This is a genomic window from Aquirufa beregesia (genome assembly GCF_011090385.1).
Lineage (GTDB): Bacteria > Bacteroidota > Bacteroidia > Cytophagales > Spirosomataceae > Aquirufa > Aquirufa beregesia.
The window spans coordinates 26,861-44,526 of sequence record NZ_SEWW01000008.1; the positions used below are offsets into that span (position 1 = coordinate 26,861).

Consider the following 17,666-nt stretch of genomic DNA (forward strand, 5'->3'; position numbering starts at 1 on the left):
TTGGGACAAGATAGAAAAAAAAAAGCTTTTTGTTGGGCTTTGCTGTCATGGATTTATCTATTGGGTAGAATTTTAATCCTGTTCAATGTGAAGCACATAAACGTTGATAAAAAATATCAATTTTCTGAAAAGAAGTTACTGAATTCGTATGGAATAAATCTTGTAAATATCAATAAACGAATCAAATAATGGCGAAAAAAATCGTTGACCGAAGGGCCTTTGCTTCGAAAGTTAATCATCACCCAACGCTGTCAAGGTTTCGAACCTTGACAGCGTTTAGCATTCGATCAACAAATCTCTAACCATCTGACAACAAATACATTACACTAGTATTTGAAAAATGTCTATTTTTGAGAAAAGTGCTCTATAAACCCTCTATCATGAACAGACATGAATTTCTACTAAAATCAGGAATGCTAGCTGCATTTACTGGTATCCCCCATTCTTTTACAGATACAGGCTCCATTTCTACTGATCCAATTAAATCTTTTTTACTACCTCCTTTACCTCCATTGGACCATAAAGGATCTATGGATATACGTGTTCGAGTAAAATCATCCATGACTCAAGGTCTCTATTCCAACGTAGAATGTGCAGTTGCTCCTAAAACCATGGGGCCCGCTCCGCATTTTCATAAAGAATTAGATGAATTAATGTTTGTTTTAGAAGGCACAGCCAGTGTTATTGTTGGTGACGATGTTGTCCAAATTCAAGCTGGAGGCTAGCATTTAAGACCTCGTATGATTGAGCATACCTTTTGGAATGCCGGCGACAAACCTTTGTTATTTTACGATATGTATTTTAACCAACCTTTTGATGAGTATCTTGAACGAGTATTCCATCAACTAACAGCGGAAAATGGATATGCCAATGGCTCTGAGGCAAAGAATAATGAAATGAGAGTCTTGCGTGAAAAATTCAGCCTGATGGATGCCCCCAATGCTGTAGCTAAGCGCTTAGAAATTATTAAAAAATATAACCTTAAATAATTGAGAGGCCAATTTTATTATCAAAAAATAGATAAAATAAAGTAGAAAAAAATTCGTTGACCGAAGTACCTTTGCTTCGAAATTCGATCATCACCCAACGCTGTCAAGGTTCGGAACCTTGCCAGCGTTTAGCATTCGGTCAACACCACCACCAAACTCCTAGCACCATGAGCTCCAATCACTAAAGATTGCTCAATGTCTGCCGTTTTGGATGGTCCAGATAAAAAGACACCAAAGCCCGTTTGCTTATCACCCAAACGGATATATGCTTCCTGTAATGTGGGTAAAAGATTATTTTGAGATAAATAAATCACTAAATGCTGGCAAATAAAAGGTGCCACCCGATGGGGTAGATTAGAGTCATCCAACCAAATTGCCCCATTTTCAGCTACCCCAAAATCACCCTCTATTTCCAATACATCGATATCCGCTAAACTTAATCCATCTGCTAGCGGGTTTAAATGTACTCGCTCCATGTTGGGAAAATGTTTATCCAATGCTGGGCTGGCATCTGCTGCTTCTTTCACTTGAATGACTGTGGTACTAACTACCTGCATGGAATAAAGAAAGTCCGCCAGGGTATCTTCCCCAATCACTTGAGCAGTAAATGCCCCTGGATAAGCCTTAGCAGGCACTTTTACTTCTTGCAAGGCCTTGATTATTTCTTCCCGACTGCTCATAATCGATTCGATTTATACCATTCCTGAAAACTTTGTTTGGGCGGTGCAGGCATTTCCCTTTGCTTGTACCAAGGATTCAATCCATTGTTCACTAAAAAAGGAAACCAATTCATCACTTTTCTTCCCATTCCTCCCGCCATTCTAAAAATGGTAGGGTTTGCCATCATCCACGCCATAAATTTCATACCCAACACTTTACCCGCAGGCGCCAATCCTTCCTTCATTAAATCTTGTCTCCAAAACCACAATTGTTCATGGATATTGATTTTGACCGGACAAACATTGGAGCAACTTCCACATAAGGTACTGGCAAATGGCAAATCGACATTCGCTTTTTTATCAAAATTGGGAGCTAAAATGGACCCAATAGGTCCCGCCACTGGCTGGTGATAACTGTGTCCACCGCTTCTCCGATATACTGGACAGGTATTGAAACAAGCAGCACAACGAATGCACTTTAACGAATTTCTAAATTCGTCTCGGGCTAATTGTCTAGATCGACCATTATCCACTAATACTATATGCATTTCTTGGCCTGCCCGCGGTTTGGCAAAATGACTGGAATAAGTTGTAATCAATTGACCGGTTGCACTTCGTGCCAACAAACGAAGAAAAACACCCAAATCCTGTCGCTTAGGAATAATCTTTTCAATCCCCATGCAGGCAATATGCACATCAGATAAATGCGCCCCCATGTCAGCATTCCCTTCATTGGTACATACCACAAATTCACCCGTTTCAGCTACCGCAAAATTGACTCCAGTAATGGCTACTTTAGCTTCCAAAAACTTCTCTCTCAAGTGAATTCTAGCTGCCTCAGTTAAAAATTGTGGATCCTTATTGCCCTTAGGCGTTCCTAAATGTTGATGAAAAGTTTCACCGACATCCTCCTTTTTCAAGTGAATGGCGGGTAATACTATATGACTAGGTACCTCTTTTCTAAACTGAACAATGCGCTCTCCTAAATCCGTATCTACTACATCTATCCCCCGCTGTTCTAAATAGGCATTCAAATGACATTCCTCGGTCAACATCGACTTGCTTTTCACCAAGGCCTTGTCCCCATGTTTTTGAATAATGGAATACACAATTTCATTATGTTCATGTGCATCCTTGGCCCAATGAACTTGAACGCCATTCGCTTGTGCATTGGCCTCAAACTCCAATAGATATTGAGGCAAATTACTGAGCATATGCTCTTTAATCTGGGATGCCTGCTCGCGCAAGGCCTCCCACTCAGGTAGTAATTTACTTGCCTTATCCCGTTTGGCTCTGACAAACCACAAGGTATCATCATGCCAATCCGTTCTTTCTTGATTGGCTATGAATTTCTCAGAAGCTTCCGCGTGACTAAGCATGTGCATTCAATATTTCGACAATGTGTTTTACTCCTACATTTGATGCTGAACGTTTCAGAATCCCTTCCATATGCATTAAACAAGAAGTATCAGCTCCAACAATGTATTCCACCTCATTGGCCTGATGTTCCTGTATTCGATCTTGTCCCATTTTGACGGAGACAGCTTCTTCTGTCACACAAAATGTACCGCCAAATCCACAACATTCATCTTGTCGCTCTGGATATTTCCACTCACAACCTTCCACCAAATCCAATAAATAAGTCAATTTAGAAAAGGGCTTTTCATTCAACTCTGTCATGGAGGAAATACGTAATCCTCGTTGACCATGACAACTTTGATGTAAACCTACCTTATGCGGAAAATAAGCGGGTAAAGATTTTACTTTCAAGACATCCACCAAAAATTCACAGATTTCATAGACTGAAGCCCGGATTTTGGCATCGGGATGATGTTCTTTCAAATGTAACACACAAGAACCTGAAGGTCCTACGATATAATCAAAACCCGAAAAATTTGTTTCAAAATTGGTATCACAGCCCCCTGTAATATGCGCAAATCCTGAATTAGCCATGGGCTGACCACAGCATGTTTGTTGAGCAGGAACAGTGACCTCACATCCTAATTTCTCCAACAATTCTAAACTAGCAATAGCTACTTGCGGATAAAATTGATCAATGTAACAAGGAACAAATAAGGCTACTCGCATGCTTCATATCTTTTTAGGCTTACCAAATTAATGGGTATTTCTTGATCATTCCATGTTGAATGAATAGCTAGCGCAGCCCCCAAGGAACTGGCTTGTGCTACTTCTGCTCCAAATATGGCCACCTTAGGAAAAGCATAAGCCAATAAGTGCATATAAATATCATTCTTACTAAATCCGCCGTCTACCAAAATTCTGTCAACTGGTGATGAGTCCAACAAGAGGCGTAAAGAATAAATCTGCTGAACGACCAAATCTACCATAAACTGCTGATATGCCTGTTCAAAACTTTCAAAAATGCCCAAATCTCTAGCATCAAAACCTGAATTGGCTAAAAACGCCGCGTTGGCCTCTTGCAGAGAAGGCATATGGTGTGCTATTTGATGGCTCAAAAGTGCATTCAAATGCGTTGAGTATGGTACCGTCAAATGTGCTTTTTTATCTACGTCAAAATGAGCTTGCAATCTTTTCAATTGAATTTCATGTTCATTCCCAGCAAACAATCTGGCGGCCTTGACTGGCTTGCCATTGTATTGTAAAAATGACAAGACATCATTTTTCAATTCTACTGGTGTCAAAGGTTGTGCATTGAATGGATGCATAGAAATACACCATGTTCCCGTAGATAACAACAAAAATGGCTCCTTAAATTGAATCAGATATGGAATCAAGGCAGAAGAAGAATCATGTAAACCTACCCCAACAGGTAAATCCGATGAACTCATCGAAAAGGTTTGATTAGCCAACACCGTAACTGGCAACAAAGGTCTTAATCCTTCCTTTTCTACCCATTCATGATAACGCTGATGATCAAAGTCCCACAAATGCGTATGACATCCAACAGAGGTTAATTCTGTATAAAATTGATGGGTAAACAAACTAGACAAATAATTTGGCCAATGTAATACCCAGCGTATTCCCATATCTTGATTTTTGGTGGCTTTCGCCATCCAATACGCCATCATGCCCGAATTCAAACTCCCCAAAATAGGCGATGCTGTGGCTCGAGCAACTTCAGATTCTCCGCCATAACGAGCATAAAATGAAGCAGCTAAGTCGACAGGAAATGGTTTCAAATAGTTATATAAAGGCAAAACAGCTTTTCCTTCCGCATTCACAAATACGACGGTAGCTCCGTAACCAGAAAAATTTAAGGCTAAAATCTCGAATCGAGAATCTTGCTGTACGTCGGCAAAAGAAGCTAAAACCCACGATTGAACTGCAGCCAAATCTTCACCCATGAATCCATCTTCATCTGGAATCTCGGCGAAATTTTGACTTTTCTCCAATACAATCTGGTAATTTTTATCCCAAAGGAATAACTTCTTATTGGTTTTGCCAATATCAAAAATTGCAATAACGGGAAGTTTCTCCACCACTGACATCTTATAATCCCGTAGCTTGGGTTTTGGCGCCTCTTTGTTGAATCAATTGATTTCTAATACCTAATTCGCGGAATAAAGCCAAAGGATCTAAGGCTCCCCCTAATTCTAATCTAGCTTGTGCCACCAATGAACGAACATCCGTACGGAAAGCTGTTTGCAAAATCTCCTGACAAACCACCACATCATTAGCATTTCTAGCCGCTTCTAAAGCCTGACGATCCACCAATAATGCCTGAGCATAAGCCATTTGAATAGCTTCCACTGATTGTAACAAATCTTCTAATGGATCTTTCACATTATGTGAAGCATCAATCATCCAACCTAAATCTTGAGCATGATTCATTCCTTTGGCATCCATTCCATCCACTAATTCATTGAAAATCAAGAATAACTGATATGGCTTGATAGAGCCAGCGGTCAAATCATCATCTCCGTATTTGGAATCATTGAAGTGAAAACCACCCAATTTACCTTCCATCAACAATAAAGAAACAATTTGCTCGATATTGGCATTCGGCAAATGATGGCCTAAATCCACTAAAGTATAAGCTTTTTCGCCCAATTTGTTCACCATGGAGTAAGATTGGCCCCAATCTCCTACCGTAGTAGAATAGAAATTAGGTTCGTAAGCTTTGTATTCTAAAAACAACTTCCAATCACTTGGTAAAGCGGCATATATTTCTTTTAAACTATCAACTGTACGTTCATATGCCTTTCTAAAATTCAACTGGCCAGGGAAACAGGATCCGTCAGATAACCAAACGGTTAATGATTTAGAACCTAATTCAATACCTTGTTGAATCACCTCAATATTATGCTGAACGGCTTGCTTTCTTACCGCTGCATCCACGTGTTGCAATGAACCAAATTTATAGCTCAATGCTTGATTCGCTTGATCCTGAAAAGTATTTGAATTGACTGCATCAAAGGCTAAACCATGCTGCGCAGCTAAGGCTTTAATCGCTGTTGGATTGGTAGTACTATCCCATGGAATATGCAAGGAAATGGCACCTGAAGTTTGGTTCAATGCATGTAATAAACCCACATCAGAAATTTTTTCTTCTAAATTCCTCGGCTCTCCTCCTCCTGAAAAACGACCAAATCGCGTCCCACCTGTGCCCAAGGCCCAAGATGGAATCGCGATCTGAAAATCTTTCAATTTGGATATCAAATCAGATGGAATGGCTACCTCTGAATTAATAAAAGCATATCTTCTTTCGTGCGCCGCCAAACGAAGCGCATTGTGGTCATGTAATTTTTCTCCAACAAACATGTAATTCTCTCCGATTTAACGTAAAAATCCTGCTGCTACTCCTCCGTCAACATTCAATGCATTTCCGGTAGATTTATGCAACAATCCGCCAACAAATGCATAACATGCATTGGCAATATCTTCTGGTAAAATAGATTGGTTCAATAAAGTACGCTTTGCATAGAAAGCAGGCAATTCTTCTACTTTAATTCCGTATGCCTTAGCACGTCCTTCTGCCCAACCTCCGGCCCAAATATTAGAATCAGCAATCACCGCATCTGGATTCACTGTATTCACTCGAATGCGATCTGGTCCTAATTCAGCAGCCAATAAACGCGTCATGTGAGCCTGTGCTGCCTTAGCCGAACCATAACCTGCGTTATTTGGCCCTGCCACAAAGGCATTTTTAGAAACGATATTAACAATATCTCCTCCTAAGTTTTGCTTGCGCATAATAGCCACAGCTGCTTGGCTAACCAAGAATTGGCCTTTTACTAAAATATCAAATAAGCGATCCCAATCTTGTTGAGTATGCTCTAAAATACCTTTTGAAATACTGATACCTGCATTGTTTACAATCACATCCACTCCACCAAAAGCTAAACAAGCTTCTCCCATCGCATTTTCAATGGATTCTTGACTGGTAACATCGGCTAAAACGGTAGATACTGAATCTTTACCAAATAAGGCCGTAAATTCTTTCTTTGCCTCCTCCATGCGCTCAGCATTCACGTCGTTAATCACCACGCAAGCACCTTCTTGAGCCATTTTCTTGGCAATAGCCTTTCCAATTCCACCAGCTGAACCTGTCACAAATACCACACGGCCTGACATGCTCTTTGGTTTTGGCATACGCTGTAATTTCGCTTCTTCTAATAACCAATATTCAATATCGAATGCCTCTTGGCGTGGTAAAGAAGTATATTTTGAAATAGCCTCCGCTCCACGCATCACATTGATGGCATTGGTATAAAATTCTGCCGCTACACGAGCCGTTTGCTTATCTTTAGCAAAGGTAAACATCCCAACTCCTGGATATAAAATAACCACCGGGTTTGGATCACGCATAGCTGGGCTGTTCGGACGAGCACAAGTCGCATGGTATTCTGCATACATCACACGATATGCCTCAAACAATGGCTGAATTTGCACCTTAATTCCGTCAACATCCGATAAATCTTGATCTGGTTTCAAATTCAATACCAATGGGGAAATTTTGGTACGTAAAAAGTGGTCAGGACAAGAAGTTCCTAATGGAGCCAATACATCTAAATCATTCGAATTAATGAATTGAAGTACACGCTCATCATCTGAGAAATGTCCAATCATCTGTACATAAGATGAACAAAAACCTCTCAACACGGGAGCAATAGCTTTCGCTTGAGAAATACGCTTATCTGTGTCTAAAGAAGTTATTTTAGGACCTCCAAATACAGGTCTAGTCTTGCCTTCATTTTGTTTGATGTATTCTGCACACTTTTCAATGACGTCCAATGTGTTTAAATAACAATCATATGAGGTATCTGCCCAAGTAAACAATCCATGTGAACCTAACATGATACCACGCAATTGAATCCCATTGGCTGCTGCCTCTTGCAAGCAAGCTCGCAATTGCAGACCTAAGTCAAATCCCGGACGCTGCCAACCAACCCAACCAATCTGTCCTCCGAATAATTCTTCTGTGATTTTCTTGCCATCCTTAGCTGCTGCTATCGCAATAGCCGCATCAGGATGCAAGTGATCAATATGTTTGAATGGCAAAAAACCATGCAATGGAGTATCAATAGACGGTGCTTTAGATGCTAAATCAAAAATGCAATGGTTAAACAATTCCACCATTTCATCTTCATGCTCTAAACCACGATACACATTTTCTAAACTCAATAAACGATCCAAATACAAGGCTGCACATCCTGATTTTTTCAAAGTACCGATGTCTCCACCAGAACCCTTAATCCACATCACTTCTGTTTCTTGTCCTGTTAAAGGATCTTTATCTTTTATTTTTACCGAAGTGTTACCACCTCCATAATTTGTAATTCTTAAATCTGCTCCAAGAATATTGGATCTGTAAATAAATAAATCTACCTCGTTTCCAGATAAAGACGCTGCTTTTGAATCCTCCCATAGGTAGGATACATGCTGATAATTTTGGGACATATCTCCGTTTTTTTCAGTAAAATTAAATCTTGTCAAGTTAAAACCGTCCTAGTCTTTATAAGGACAGTCCTATTTTTATTTCTTACTCTTTTTTGCCATAGGTATGGCTTGCTCAAAATAATCGACCACTAAATGGCTCAATGCTTTCACTCCAAGCTGAAATCCAGACTCATCTATCTGAAAATCAGGAGTATGATGACTTGCCACCGGTACGCTCAGCTTATCCAAAGGTCTTCCTCCCAAAAAGAAAAAGAATCCAGGGATTTTTTCTTGAAAAAAACTAAAATCTTCTGCACCCGTATGAGCAGGCTTTAAAAGCACCTTCTCTCGGCCATTCAATTCTATAAGCGAAGGAAGCATTTTATCTACTAAGTTGACATCATTGATGGTCGCTGGATAACCTGTACTTATGTGTACATCAGCCACGGCTCCTCCACTTTTAGCAATGTTGGTCGCAATGTCTGTAATACGTTGATGCACTAATTTTCTTTGCTCAGTTCCAAAAGTCCTAATCGTTCCAATCATACTCGCACTTTCAGGAATAATGTTATATCGAATACCACTATGAATAGCTCCTACCGTCACAATGGCTGGATCTTCAGGTAAATTAACGTTACGACTAACGATTGTTTGTAAACCCAAAATGATTTGAGAAGAAATGACAATAGGGTCTATCCCTTGCCATGGATACGCTCCATGAGCTTGCTTTCCTTTGACTTGAATATCCAATTCATCTACTGCAGCCATGGTGGCTCCCGGACGATACTGTATGGTTCCAGTTGCAGCTTCCGCCATAATATGCAATCCAAAAATGGCGTCAACTTTAGGATTTTCTAACACCCCTTCCTGAACCATTAATTCTGCACCTGATACGATTTTCTCTCCCCTTGCTCCATATACTCCTTCCTCTGCCGGTTGAAAAATAAATTTCACGGTACCTGCTAAATTGGCTTTTTCAGAAGCCAAAATTTCTGCCACGGACATCAAAATAGCCATGTGGCTATCATGCCCGCAGGCATGCATTATTCCCGTTTTCTGACCATTGTATTCGGTAGTTACCGTCGACTTAAAAGGCAGTTCTCCTCGTTCTGTCACTGGTAAACCATCCATATCAGCTCGTAAAGCTACTACAGGCCCTGGCTTTGCCCCTTTCAAAATTCCCACTACTCCTGTTTTAGCCACTTTTTCCTGTACTTCTATTCCCAAAGACCTCAAATGCGCCGCTATGATGCCTGATGTACGTATTTCATTATTTCCTAATTCAGGATGTTCATGAAAATCCCTTCTCCAAGAAATGGTTTTCGACTCCATCGCTTTCGCTTTTTGATTGATGATGGGCTTAAGTGAAGCTTGTGAAAAGGCCAATGGACCCATGAGTAATAAGGCAGGTAAAGAAATAAATGCTTTCATATCCGTGTTATTTTATAGCAAACAAAAGGAAAGAGCAGAGCTCTTTCCTTGACAAATTAGTGGATGCAATATACAAAAAATCAAATCTTAAGATAGCTTCATTATTTCTAAGCCATTTAGCTCAGCATATTAAGAGACGTATCCCCACTTCTTCATGATTTCTAAATCTTCCTTCACGCAATCAATAGGTTTTTTACCTTGATATGATTCTTGCTCAATGATAAAATGCTTGGTTCCACCTTTCTTTTCTCCCAATTTCACCATATCCAAAACGGAAATAATTCCTGTACCTAAAATCGTACTTTCATATTTTTCACCATGACCTGGAGCTGCAGCAATCTCATCTTTTACGTGCATGGATACAAAACGACCCGGATATTTCTTCAATATATCAGCTGGAATACCTCCTCCATTAATCATATTACCTATGTCTAATTGCTGAGCGACTAATTTCGAATCCGTGTTTTCCATAATTAAATCAAACAAAGTAACACCATCCAATTTCTCTGAAAATTCAAAATCATGGTTGTGATACCCAAAACGCATACCCGATTTTTGGCATAACTCACCCGACTTATTAAACACATCCATATAGGTTTTGAATAGGCTAGAGGATGTACGAATCAACTTATCCAAAGAAGGACTGATCACAATCTCTTGTCCACATACCGCTGCATCTTCTACGGTATATTTCCACAAATCGGTAAATTCCTTTTTCGACTCATCCCAATGTTGTTTACCCATCACGGTATGACCACTCGGCATTTTCATACCTAATCCGTCCAATCTCTTTCTAAATTCTTGGGCCGACCAGCCATAAAATTTACGGTTCACATAATTAGCATGCTCTACGTATTTGTAGCCCATTTCTGCCAATTTCGTTAAAGTACCCATAGGGTCTGCTTTCATGTCCTCCCGAATGGAATACAATTGAACACCTACTATTTTTTTGGCTTTGGCATTGGCTAAGGCCTCCCATGTCGATGAAGTAAAGGCTGCTGCTCCTAAAGCAATAGCTCCTTTCTGTAAAAATGATCTACGCGATGAATTCATAATTATTTAGATTTATTTATCTTTCAAAATTAGAATTCTAAATGAATTATTTATCCTTTTCTGAGATTATTTATCCTGATTCACCAAAAGCCCATCTCGGGTTTAGTTAAAAAGCGTAACTTCGAATTCTATGCAACCGCTCGCCGAACGAATGCGTCCTTCCCTATTGGAGGACTATATTGGACAAGAACATTTGATGGGATCTCAAGGTCCACTTCGAAGGGCTATTGATGCCGGACATTTACCTTCTTGTATCCTGTGGGGGCCTCCGGGCGTCGGTAAGACAACCCTAGCCGTATTATTAGCTACCGCCTTAAAAAGAACCATTTATACACTTTCTGCGGTATCTTCAGGGGTAAAAGAGGTGCGAGAAACCTTGGATCTAGCTAAGAAAAATAGGATGTTCGACGTGAATTCACCCATTCTTTTTATTGATGAGATTCACCGTTTTTCTAAATCCCAACAAGATTCTTTGCTCGGTGCAGTAGAAAAAGGAATTGTTACCTTGATTGGAGCTACAACAGAAAATCCTTCATTTGAAGTGATTTCCGCTTTGCTTTCTCGTTGCCAGGTTTATGTACTTCAACCACTGCTAGAAAGCCACATGGTTCAGATGCTGGAAAAAGCCCTACTAGTTGACCCACTTTTCAAAGGCAAACAAATCACCCTTCAAGAGACCGACGCTCTGTACCATTTTTCAGGAGGAGATGGCAGAAAGTTGTACAATTTGTTTGAATTACTGGTGAGTTCAGCTAATTCCAATGCATTGACCATCACCAATGCTTTAGTAACAGAAAGGTTACAAAAAAATCTAGCTCTGTATGATAAAGATGGGGAGCAACATTACGACATCATTTCAGCATTCATTAAATCCATTCGTGGCTCAGACGCCAATGCGGCTATTTATTGGTTGGCCAGAATGCTTCAAGGTGGAGAATCCTTGGAATTTATCGGTCGACGATTACTAATTTTAGCCTCAGAGGACATTGGTTTAGCTAATCCCAATGCGCTTTTATTAGCACAGGCCTGTTTTGATTCCATCCGTGTCATTGGAAATCCAGAATCACGCATTATACTCTCACAAACGGTTATTTATTTAGCCAATTCCCCAAAAAGCAATTCAGCCTATTTGGCCATTGATGAAGCCTTAGCTTTTGTCGAAAAAACCGGCAATTTACCCGTTCCCTTGCATTTAAGAAATGCCCCTACCAAACTCATGAAGGAGTTGAATTACGGGGCTGATTATAAATATCCGCACAATTACCCCGGACATTGGGTGGCTCAAAGCTATATGCCAGAAATGGATGGAAATCCCACCTTTTATCAGCCTGCCAATAATCCTGCGGAGGACAAAATGCGTTCAAAAAATGCTACTAAAGAAGATTAATCGTGGCACTCCATCAAGAGTAATTGTCCGCTTTCGTAGGTGATTTTCACCATTCCATCGGCTTTTGTCACATTGCTAGAGCCTGTACGAAAACCAATACAAAGGTCCAAGCGATCCAATTCATATAATAATCCTGAACTGGATATTTGTTTCGCCTCCGCCATGGGCATAAGTGAGATGGAGGTTCCTTCTGGATACCACTTTTCAAAAACAGGCGGCAATAAATAACTCACAGAATAATCGTCAATCATGACTATTTTCAACTCTCGGCCATACTTAGCCATAGAATGAAAATTATTGAGGGTATGGTCCATCCGTTTTCCAGTAGCCCAAACCACATTCACACTAGGATAACCTTCTTCCATCAAATAGTCAAATGCCTTTTCTAAATCCGTCTTGTCTTGGTCTGGCGTATGAATTTTTTTCAATGGATAATCATCATAATTATTCCCCGAACTAAACGACCGATCAAAATCTCCTAACCAAACATCTACTTTAATGCCCAATTCAAGCACCCGCTCTAGGGCTCCATCCAAGACAATAACCGTAGGAGACCACTCAAGCAACTGCTCCAACATATCGATGGAACAAGCCTCTCCATTCGCAATGATTAAGGCGGGTTCTTGCTTATCTCGGATGATATGATGTGAGGACATATTAGGCTTGGAAGTCTGATTTACCACCGGATTTCGACAATAATTTGGTTTCTCGAATAACCAAACCCTTGGAAACAGATTTACACATGTCGTAAATGGTTAAGGCTGCAACACTGGCTCCCACTAAAGCTTCCATTTCTACACCTGTTTTGGCATGTAGTCGACAAGTACAGGTGATGATGATCTCTTCCGCTTGAACATCCATGTCAAAAGTACAAGCGTCTAAACCTAAAGGATGACAAAGCGGTATTAAATCTCCAGTTCTCTTCGCTGCCATTGTACCAGCTATAATGGCCGTTTGCAAAATACTACCCTTTTTATTTTGCCAGCCTGCTGCTTCAAAATGCTGGATGAGATCAGCCCCTAAATACACAATAGATTGAGCTTTTGCTTCTCTAGTCGTACTATTTTTAGCTCCTACATCCACCATTCCAGGTTGATTTTGTGAGTCCAAATGTGAAAATTCTGCTGCCATATTGATGCTTATTGAAAACAAAAATACATCTATTGAGTCATTTCAGCGATTTTTTTAGAAATTTATAGATTAAGCCCAAGGAAAAGATATGTTAAAGCCTCAAGAAGCATTTCAAATTTTACAAGAAATCCCTGTTCCTAGACAAAAAGTCCATCAAGTCCTCATCCAATGTTTGGGAGGGATATTGCTGGAAGATGTATTGGCAGATCGAGACTTCCCTCCTTTTGACCGCGTGATGATGGATGGTATTGCTATTGGAAATGTGGAAATCAGAGAATGGAAATGGGAAGGGATAGTTTTTGCAGGTGAAGCTCAAAAAACACTAGTACATCCAAATGGGGCTTGGGAAATTATGACGGGGTCCCCTCTTCCTAAAAATGCCGTGGCTGTTGTCAAGGTGGAAGACCTTGAGTTTTTTGAAAAAGAGGGAGAGAAGTGGGTTTCCTGCAAAAATGAAAGCATTGAAAAAGGTAATTTTATTCACCAAAAGGGGATTGATATACTTCAAGGACACGTTATTTTAAAAAAAGGTACCCGATTAAAAGCCAATCATATTGCCATTGCTGCCAGTGTCGGTTATTCCAAATTATGGATTGAAAGTCTGGGAGAAATCCATGTTTTTTCAACAGGAGATGAATTAGTTTCCATAGAATCAACACCCTTAGATCATCAAATCAGAAGCTCCAATTCCATCATGATGCAATCTGCTTTGCAGCATATGGGTATACCATCTTATCATCTGCATTTGCCCGATGAACCCAGTATCATTCATCAAGCAATAAAGTTTAGTTTGGAAAAAAGCGATATCCTATTGCTGTCTGGTGGAGTTTCCGCAGGTAAAAAAGACTATATTCCAAGTATTTTAAAGGACTTAGGCTTTGAAGCCAAATTCCATAAAATTGCCCAAAAACCAGGCAAACCCCTTTGGGTAGGAAGTCGAGATGACGGAAAAGTTATTTTTGCTTTTCCAGGAAATCCCATCTCTACCTTAGTGTGTTTTTCTATTTATTTTTTATCTTGGTTACAAGATCAACGAACTCCTTTTCCTCAAGTTAAAATTACTGGACTGCCAGCCCCATTAGCTAATGTAGATCATTGGATTCCAATACAGTGGACGAGTGAGCATGCTGCTGAAATCTTGAAACACAATGGTTCTGGCGACTTAGTTCATTGGCAACATGCCGATGCCCTAGCTTGGCAAAAAGCGAATGATACGAGTGAAGAATTAATCTATTTTCCTTTGTAGCTATGGAATTGCACATACATACTTTTGACTTGCCTTTGAAGCATACCTTCACCATCACGCATGAATCTAGGGATGTGCAACCGACACTCATTGTGGAGTTAACCTGGCATGGAAAAAGTGGATATGGAGAGGCGACAGAAACACCCTATTATGGTGTCACCATGGAGAAAATGATTTCTCAGTTGGAAAGTATTCGTAGCTTTTTGCCCAGTGATATACTCCCCCACCCCAATGATTTCTGGAAAATGATGTCCAAAACCTTGTTGGATGATCATCCTTTTGCCTTATGTGCTTTGGATGTGGCTTATTGGGATTTATGGGGCAAAACACATGATAAGGCCTTATTCCAATTATGGGGTTTAGACATTTCACATAATCCCATTACAGATTATACCATCGGCATGGATACCTTGGATGTGATGGTGGCTAAAATGAAAGAAATGCCTTTTCCTTTGTATAAAATTAAATTAGGGACTCATCAGGATATTGAAATCATTGAAGCACTTCGAAAAGAAACAGATGCTGTATTCCGGGTGGATGCCAATACCGCATGGACCGTCGAACAAACCTTGGAATTTGCTCCTAAATTAAAAGCCTTGGGAGTGGAATTCATTGAGCAGCCGTTGAAAGCAGACAATTGGGAAGGTATGAAACGCTTGAAAAAGGAATCTGCTCTACCAATCATTGCCGATGAAAGTTGCATTACGGAATCTGATGTATCTCAATGTGCTGAATATTTCCATGGGATTAACATCAAACTGATGAAATGTGGGGGTATTACACCGGCTTTACGTATGATTCAACAAGGTCGAAATTTAGGTTTAAAAATCATGGTGGGTTGCATGACGGAATCTACCATTGGTTGCTCGGCCATTGCCCAATTGCTCCCACTATTGGATTATGTAGATATGGATGGATGTTTATTGGTAGAAGATAAAATTTCACAAGGTATACGCATCGATTTTGGCCATGTCATCTATGCCAAAGAAGGAGGAACTGGAGCAAAATTGATTCAACATGGCTAATTTTACTCATTTTGCTGATTCCATTCCCGGGAGAATCATATACATAGAGGGAAAGCCTTTTCGTTGGTTAGGAGGAACCAATTATTTAGGAATTGGAGAACATTCTCTATTTAATGAAAAACTGAAAAAAGGGATTGAATTATTTCCTCAAAACTGGGGTAGTTCCCGAAGAAATAATATTCAGTTTGCTGTTTGGGATGATTTAGAACAAGCTTTGGCGGAAAAATTTGGGCATGAAGCGGCGGCCCTTTGTTCATCTGGTTTTGCTGCAGGTCAGATTGCCCTGCAACATTTGCTCAAACAATTCCCTCAAGCTACTTATTTCATTGCCCCACACAGTCATCCAGCTATCACCACTTTTCTTCATACTCCTTGGGAAGGAACTCGTGAGTCTTGGATTCAAGCTAGCTTATGGGGGAATGCTAACATCTTAGGGACTGATGGAATCAGAACTCCTTTTGTTGAATTATTTGATTTTGAATGGACAAAACAACTCCTACCAGATCAATATCTTTTGGTAGATGAATCACATCGAATAGGTGTTCAGGATATTCAAATAACCAGTTCGGCTCAAATTATCCAAACAGCCTCCCTATCTAAAGCCTACGGAATTCCAGCAGGTATTATTCTTGGCCCCAAAGACCAGATTGAAGAAATCAAAAAAGATCCTATCTGGATTGGAAGTTCCCCCCCCAATTTGGCTTTTTGTTATGCCTGCTTGCATGCCCAAAAAGCCTATGAAGAACAAAGAGAGAGGCTAAGGGAAAATATGAATATCTTTCAATCCCAGTTGGCAGGTTCACCCATTATTTGGGCTCCAGGTCATCCTTCCTTTTGCACAGATAATGAAAACATCATTCAACGATTAGAAGCTCATGGGTTTAAAATGAATCAATTTTCCTACCCCAAATGGAATGATCCAGCCATAGGTAGGGCCTCGATTCATGCAACATTAAAAAAAGCTGACCTAGTGGAATTAAGTCAGCTTCTTCAAGAATAATTACCTTATTATTTCAAAGGGCCTGCTTTTTTTTGGCATAAAGTAATACCGCCACCCCAAATAGCATGGCGGGAATCGACAAGATTTGACCCATATTTAAGGTCATATAATTTTCAAATTCACTCTGATTTTCTTTCAAAAATTCATAGAAAAAACGTAGGGCGAACAATATAATCATGAACCATCCAGTAATGAGGCCTTCAGGTGTTTTCTCCTTTTTCTTGGACCAAAACCACATGATGACGAAAAATAACACCAAACAGGAAAGAGCCTCATAAAGTTGAGATGGATGCCTAGCTAATACGTCAGCATTACCCATGGAATTAAATTCAGTATCTCGATAAAACTTGAATCCCCAAGGTAATTGAGTGGGTTTTCCTACAATTTCTGAATTCATTAAGTTACCCATACGGATAAAAAATCCACCTAGCGCTACCGTGGGTACGACTCGGTCTGTTACATATAAATAAGATTGACCAGGATATTTTCTAGTATATAAATAAAATGCTGTAAAAAGCCCGATTCCCGCTCCATGTGATGCCAATCCTGAATAAGGAGGAATAATCATTTGAGTAAAAAACCGAATGGGATCTGCTTGTAATAAAGGGAATTCATAGAAGAAATAATGACCTACTCGGGCACCAATCACCGTGGCAAGCATGGCATAAATCAATAAATGATCTGCTTGCTCAGTAGGTCTACCTTCTTTCTTGAAAATATAGCTTAATACCTGGAAGCCAGCTAAAAAAGCCATAGCAAAACAAAGTCCGTACCAACGAACTGGAAAACCGAAAAGTTCAAATATGGTTGGATCGGGATTCCAATCAATAAACGATAAAATCATGGGATTGACGTTAAATATAGCAATCCAAATTTAAGACAAA

General features: G+C 40.0%; 17 protein-coding genes. 6 read left to right on the forward strand and 11 right to left on the reverse strand.

Translation table 11 applies throughout. The features are described 5' to 3' along the window. The first annotated feature begins 380 nt into the window (after positions 1 to 380). Both EWU23_RS14095 and EWU23_RS14100 read left to right on the forward strand, forming a co-directional pair. Complete coding sequence (locus tag EWU23_RS14095; RefSeq protein WP_235942209.1) at positions 381 to 725, forward strand: cupin domain-containing protein; 345 nt, start codon at positions 381 to 383, stop codon at positions 723 to 725. 15 nt (positions 726 to 740) lie between these two features. After that, entirely contained in the window at positions 741 to 989 is a 249-nt protein-coding gene (locus tag EWU23_RS14100; RefSeq protein ID WP_235942210.1) for a hypothetical protein, read from the forward strand. A 128-nt stretch (positions 990 to 1,117) separates the two neighbouring features. Here the strand turns inward: EWU23_RS14100 and EWU23_RS11430 are convergent, their stop codons facing one another. The 8 genes from EWU23_RS11430 to EWU23_RS11465 all read right to left on the reverse strand — a co-directional run bounded on the left by EWU23_RS11430 (position 1,118) and on the right by EWU23_RS11465 (position 10,993). Next, positions 1,118 to 1,669, reverse strand: a complete 552-nt coding sequence (locus EWU23_RS11430) for a LutC/YkgG family protein (protein WP_166232287.1) — start codon at positions 1,667 to 1,669, stop codon at positions 1,118 to 1,120. After that, positions 1,666 to 3,033, reverse strand: coding sequence for a lactate utilization protein B (locus tag EWU23_RS11435; RefSeq protein ID WP_166232289.1), 1,368 nt, complete (start codon positions 3,031 to 3,033; stop codon positions 1,666 to 1,668). Before EWU23_RS11435 ends, EWU23_RS11430 begins: the two co-directional genes overlap by 4 nt. Continuing rightward, on the reverse strand, positions 3,020 to 3,736 hold the full coding sequence (locus tag EWU23_RS11440; RefSeq protein ID WP_166232291.1) for a (Fe-S)-binding protein: 717 nt from the start codon (positions 3,734 to 3,736) through the stop codon (positions 3,020 to 3,022). Before EWU23_RS11440 ends, EWU23_RS11435 begins: the two co-directional genes overlap by 14 nt. Further along, the gene (locus EWU23_RS11445; protein ID WP_166232293.1) at positions 3,727 to 5,118 is read right to left on the reverse strand and encodes an FGGY-family carbohydrate kinase; all 1,392 of its coding nucleotides are present in this window, start codon (positions 5,116 to 5,118) and stop codon (positions 3,727 to 3,729) included. Before EWU23_RS11445 ends, EWU23_RS11440 begins: the two co-directional genes overlap by 10 nt. 1 nt (position 5,119) lies before the next feature. After that, positions 5,120 to 6,391 carry a TIM barrel protein gene (locus EWU23_RS11450; protein WP_166232295.1) on the reverse strand — a complete coding sequence of 424 codons (1,272 nt, stop codon included), beginning with the start codon at positions 6,389 to 6,391 and terminating at the stop codon, positions 5,120 to 5,122. 15 nt (positions 6,392 to 6,406) lie between these two features. Further along, positions 6,407 to 8,530: a bifunctional aldolase/short-chain dehydrogenase gene (locus EWU23_RS11455; RefSeq protein WP_166232297.1), complete on the reverse strand. Its 2,124-nt coding sequence runs from the start codon at positions 8,528 to 8,530 to the stop codon at positions 6,407 to 6,409. Between the two features lie 75 nt (positions 8,531 to 8,605). Further along, positions 8,606 to 9,940 carry an amidohydrolase gene (locus tag EWU23_RS11460; protein ID WP_166232299.1) on the reverse strand — a complete coding sequence of 445 codons (1,335 nt, stop codon included), beginning with the start codon at positions 9,938 to 9,940 and terminating at the stop codon, positions 8,606 to 8,608. 129 nt (positions 9,941 to 10,069) lie between these two features. Beyond that, positions 10,070 to 10,993: a sugar phosphate isomerase/epimerase family protein gene (locus EWU23_RS11465; protein WP_166232301.1), complete on the reverse strand. Its 924-nt coding sequence runs from the start codon at positions 10,991 to 10,993 to the stop codon at positions 10,070 to 10,072. 151 nt (positions 10,994 to 11,144) lie between these two features. On the opposite strand from EWU23_RS11465, the gene EWU23_RS11470 reads away from it, so the two are divergent. Beyond that, the gene (locus EWU23_RS11470) at positions 11,145 to 12,380 is read left to right on the forward strand and encodes a replication-associated recombination protein A (protein ID WP_235942211.1); all 1,236 of its coding nucleotides are present in this window, start codon (positions 11,145 to 11,147) and stop codon (positions 12,378 to 12,380) included. On the opposite strand, the gene EWU23_RS11475 is transcribed toward EWU23_RS11470, so the two are convergent. Together EWU23_RS11475 and moaC are read right to left on the reverse strand one after the other, a co-directional pair. Beyond that, positions 12,377 to 13,036 carry a thiamine diphosphokinase gene (locus EWU23_RS11475; RefSeq protein WP_166232305.1) on the reverse strand — a complete coding sequence of 220 codons (660 nt, stop codon included), beginning with the start codon at positions 13,034 to 13,036 and terminating at the stop codon, positions 12,377 to 12,379. The genes EWU23_RS11470 and EWU23_RS11475 overlap by 4 nt on opposite strands. Before the next feature lies 1 nt (position 13,037). Continuing rightward, entirely contained in the window at positions 13,038 to 13,511 is a 474-nt protein-coding gene (gene moaC, locus EWU23_RS11480; RefSeq protein WP_166232307.1) for a cyclic pyranopterin monophosphate synthase MoaC, read from the reverse strand. Between the two features lie 88 nt (positions 13,512 to 13,599). Here moaC and EWU23_RS11485 point away from each other — a divergent pair, with 88 nt between their 5' ends. Genes EWU23_RS11485 through EWU23_RS11495 form a run of 3 tightly spaced genes read left to right on the forward strand, consistent with a single transcriptional unit; the run spans position 13,600 to position 16,782 of the window. Continuing rightward, positions 13,600 to 14,757, forward strand: a complete 1,158-nt coding sequence (locus EWU23_RS11485) for a molybdopterin molybdotransferase MoeA (RefSeq protein ID WP_166232309.1) — start codon at positions 13,600 to 13,602, stop codon at positions 14,755 to 14,757. Between the two features lie 2 nt (positions 14,758 to 14,759). Further along, positions 14,760 to 15,782 (forward strand): dipeptide epimerase, encoded by a 1,023-nt coding sequence (locus EWU23_RS11490; protein ID WP_166232311.1) that lies wholly within the window; start codon positions 14,760 to 14,762, stop codon positions 15,780 to 15,782. Next, positions 15,775 to 16,782 carry a pyridoxal phosphate-dependent aminotransferase family protein gene (locus tag EWU23_RS11495; protein WP_166232313.1) on the forward strand — a complete coding sequence of 336 codons (1,008 nt, stop codon included), beginning with the start codon at positions 15,775 to 15,777 and terminating at the stop codon, positions 16,780 to 16,782. Before EWU23_RS11490 ends, EWU23_RS11495 begins: the two co-directional genes overlap by 8 nt. A 13-nt stretch (positions 16,783 to 16,795) precedes the next feature. Here EWU23_RS11495 and lgt read toward each other — a convergent pair whose 3' ends face one another. After that, entirely contained in the window at positions 16,796 to 17,626 is an 831-nt protein-coding gene (lgt, locus tag EWU23_RS11500) for a prolipoprotein diacylglyceryl transferase (protein ID WP_205753170.1), read from the reverse strand. Positions 17,627 to 17,666: the final 40 nt, after the last annotated feature.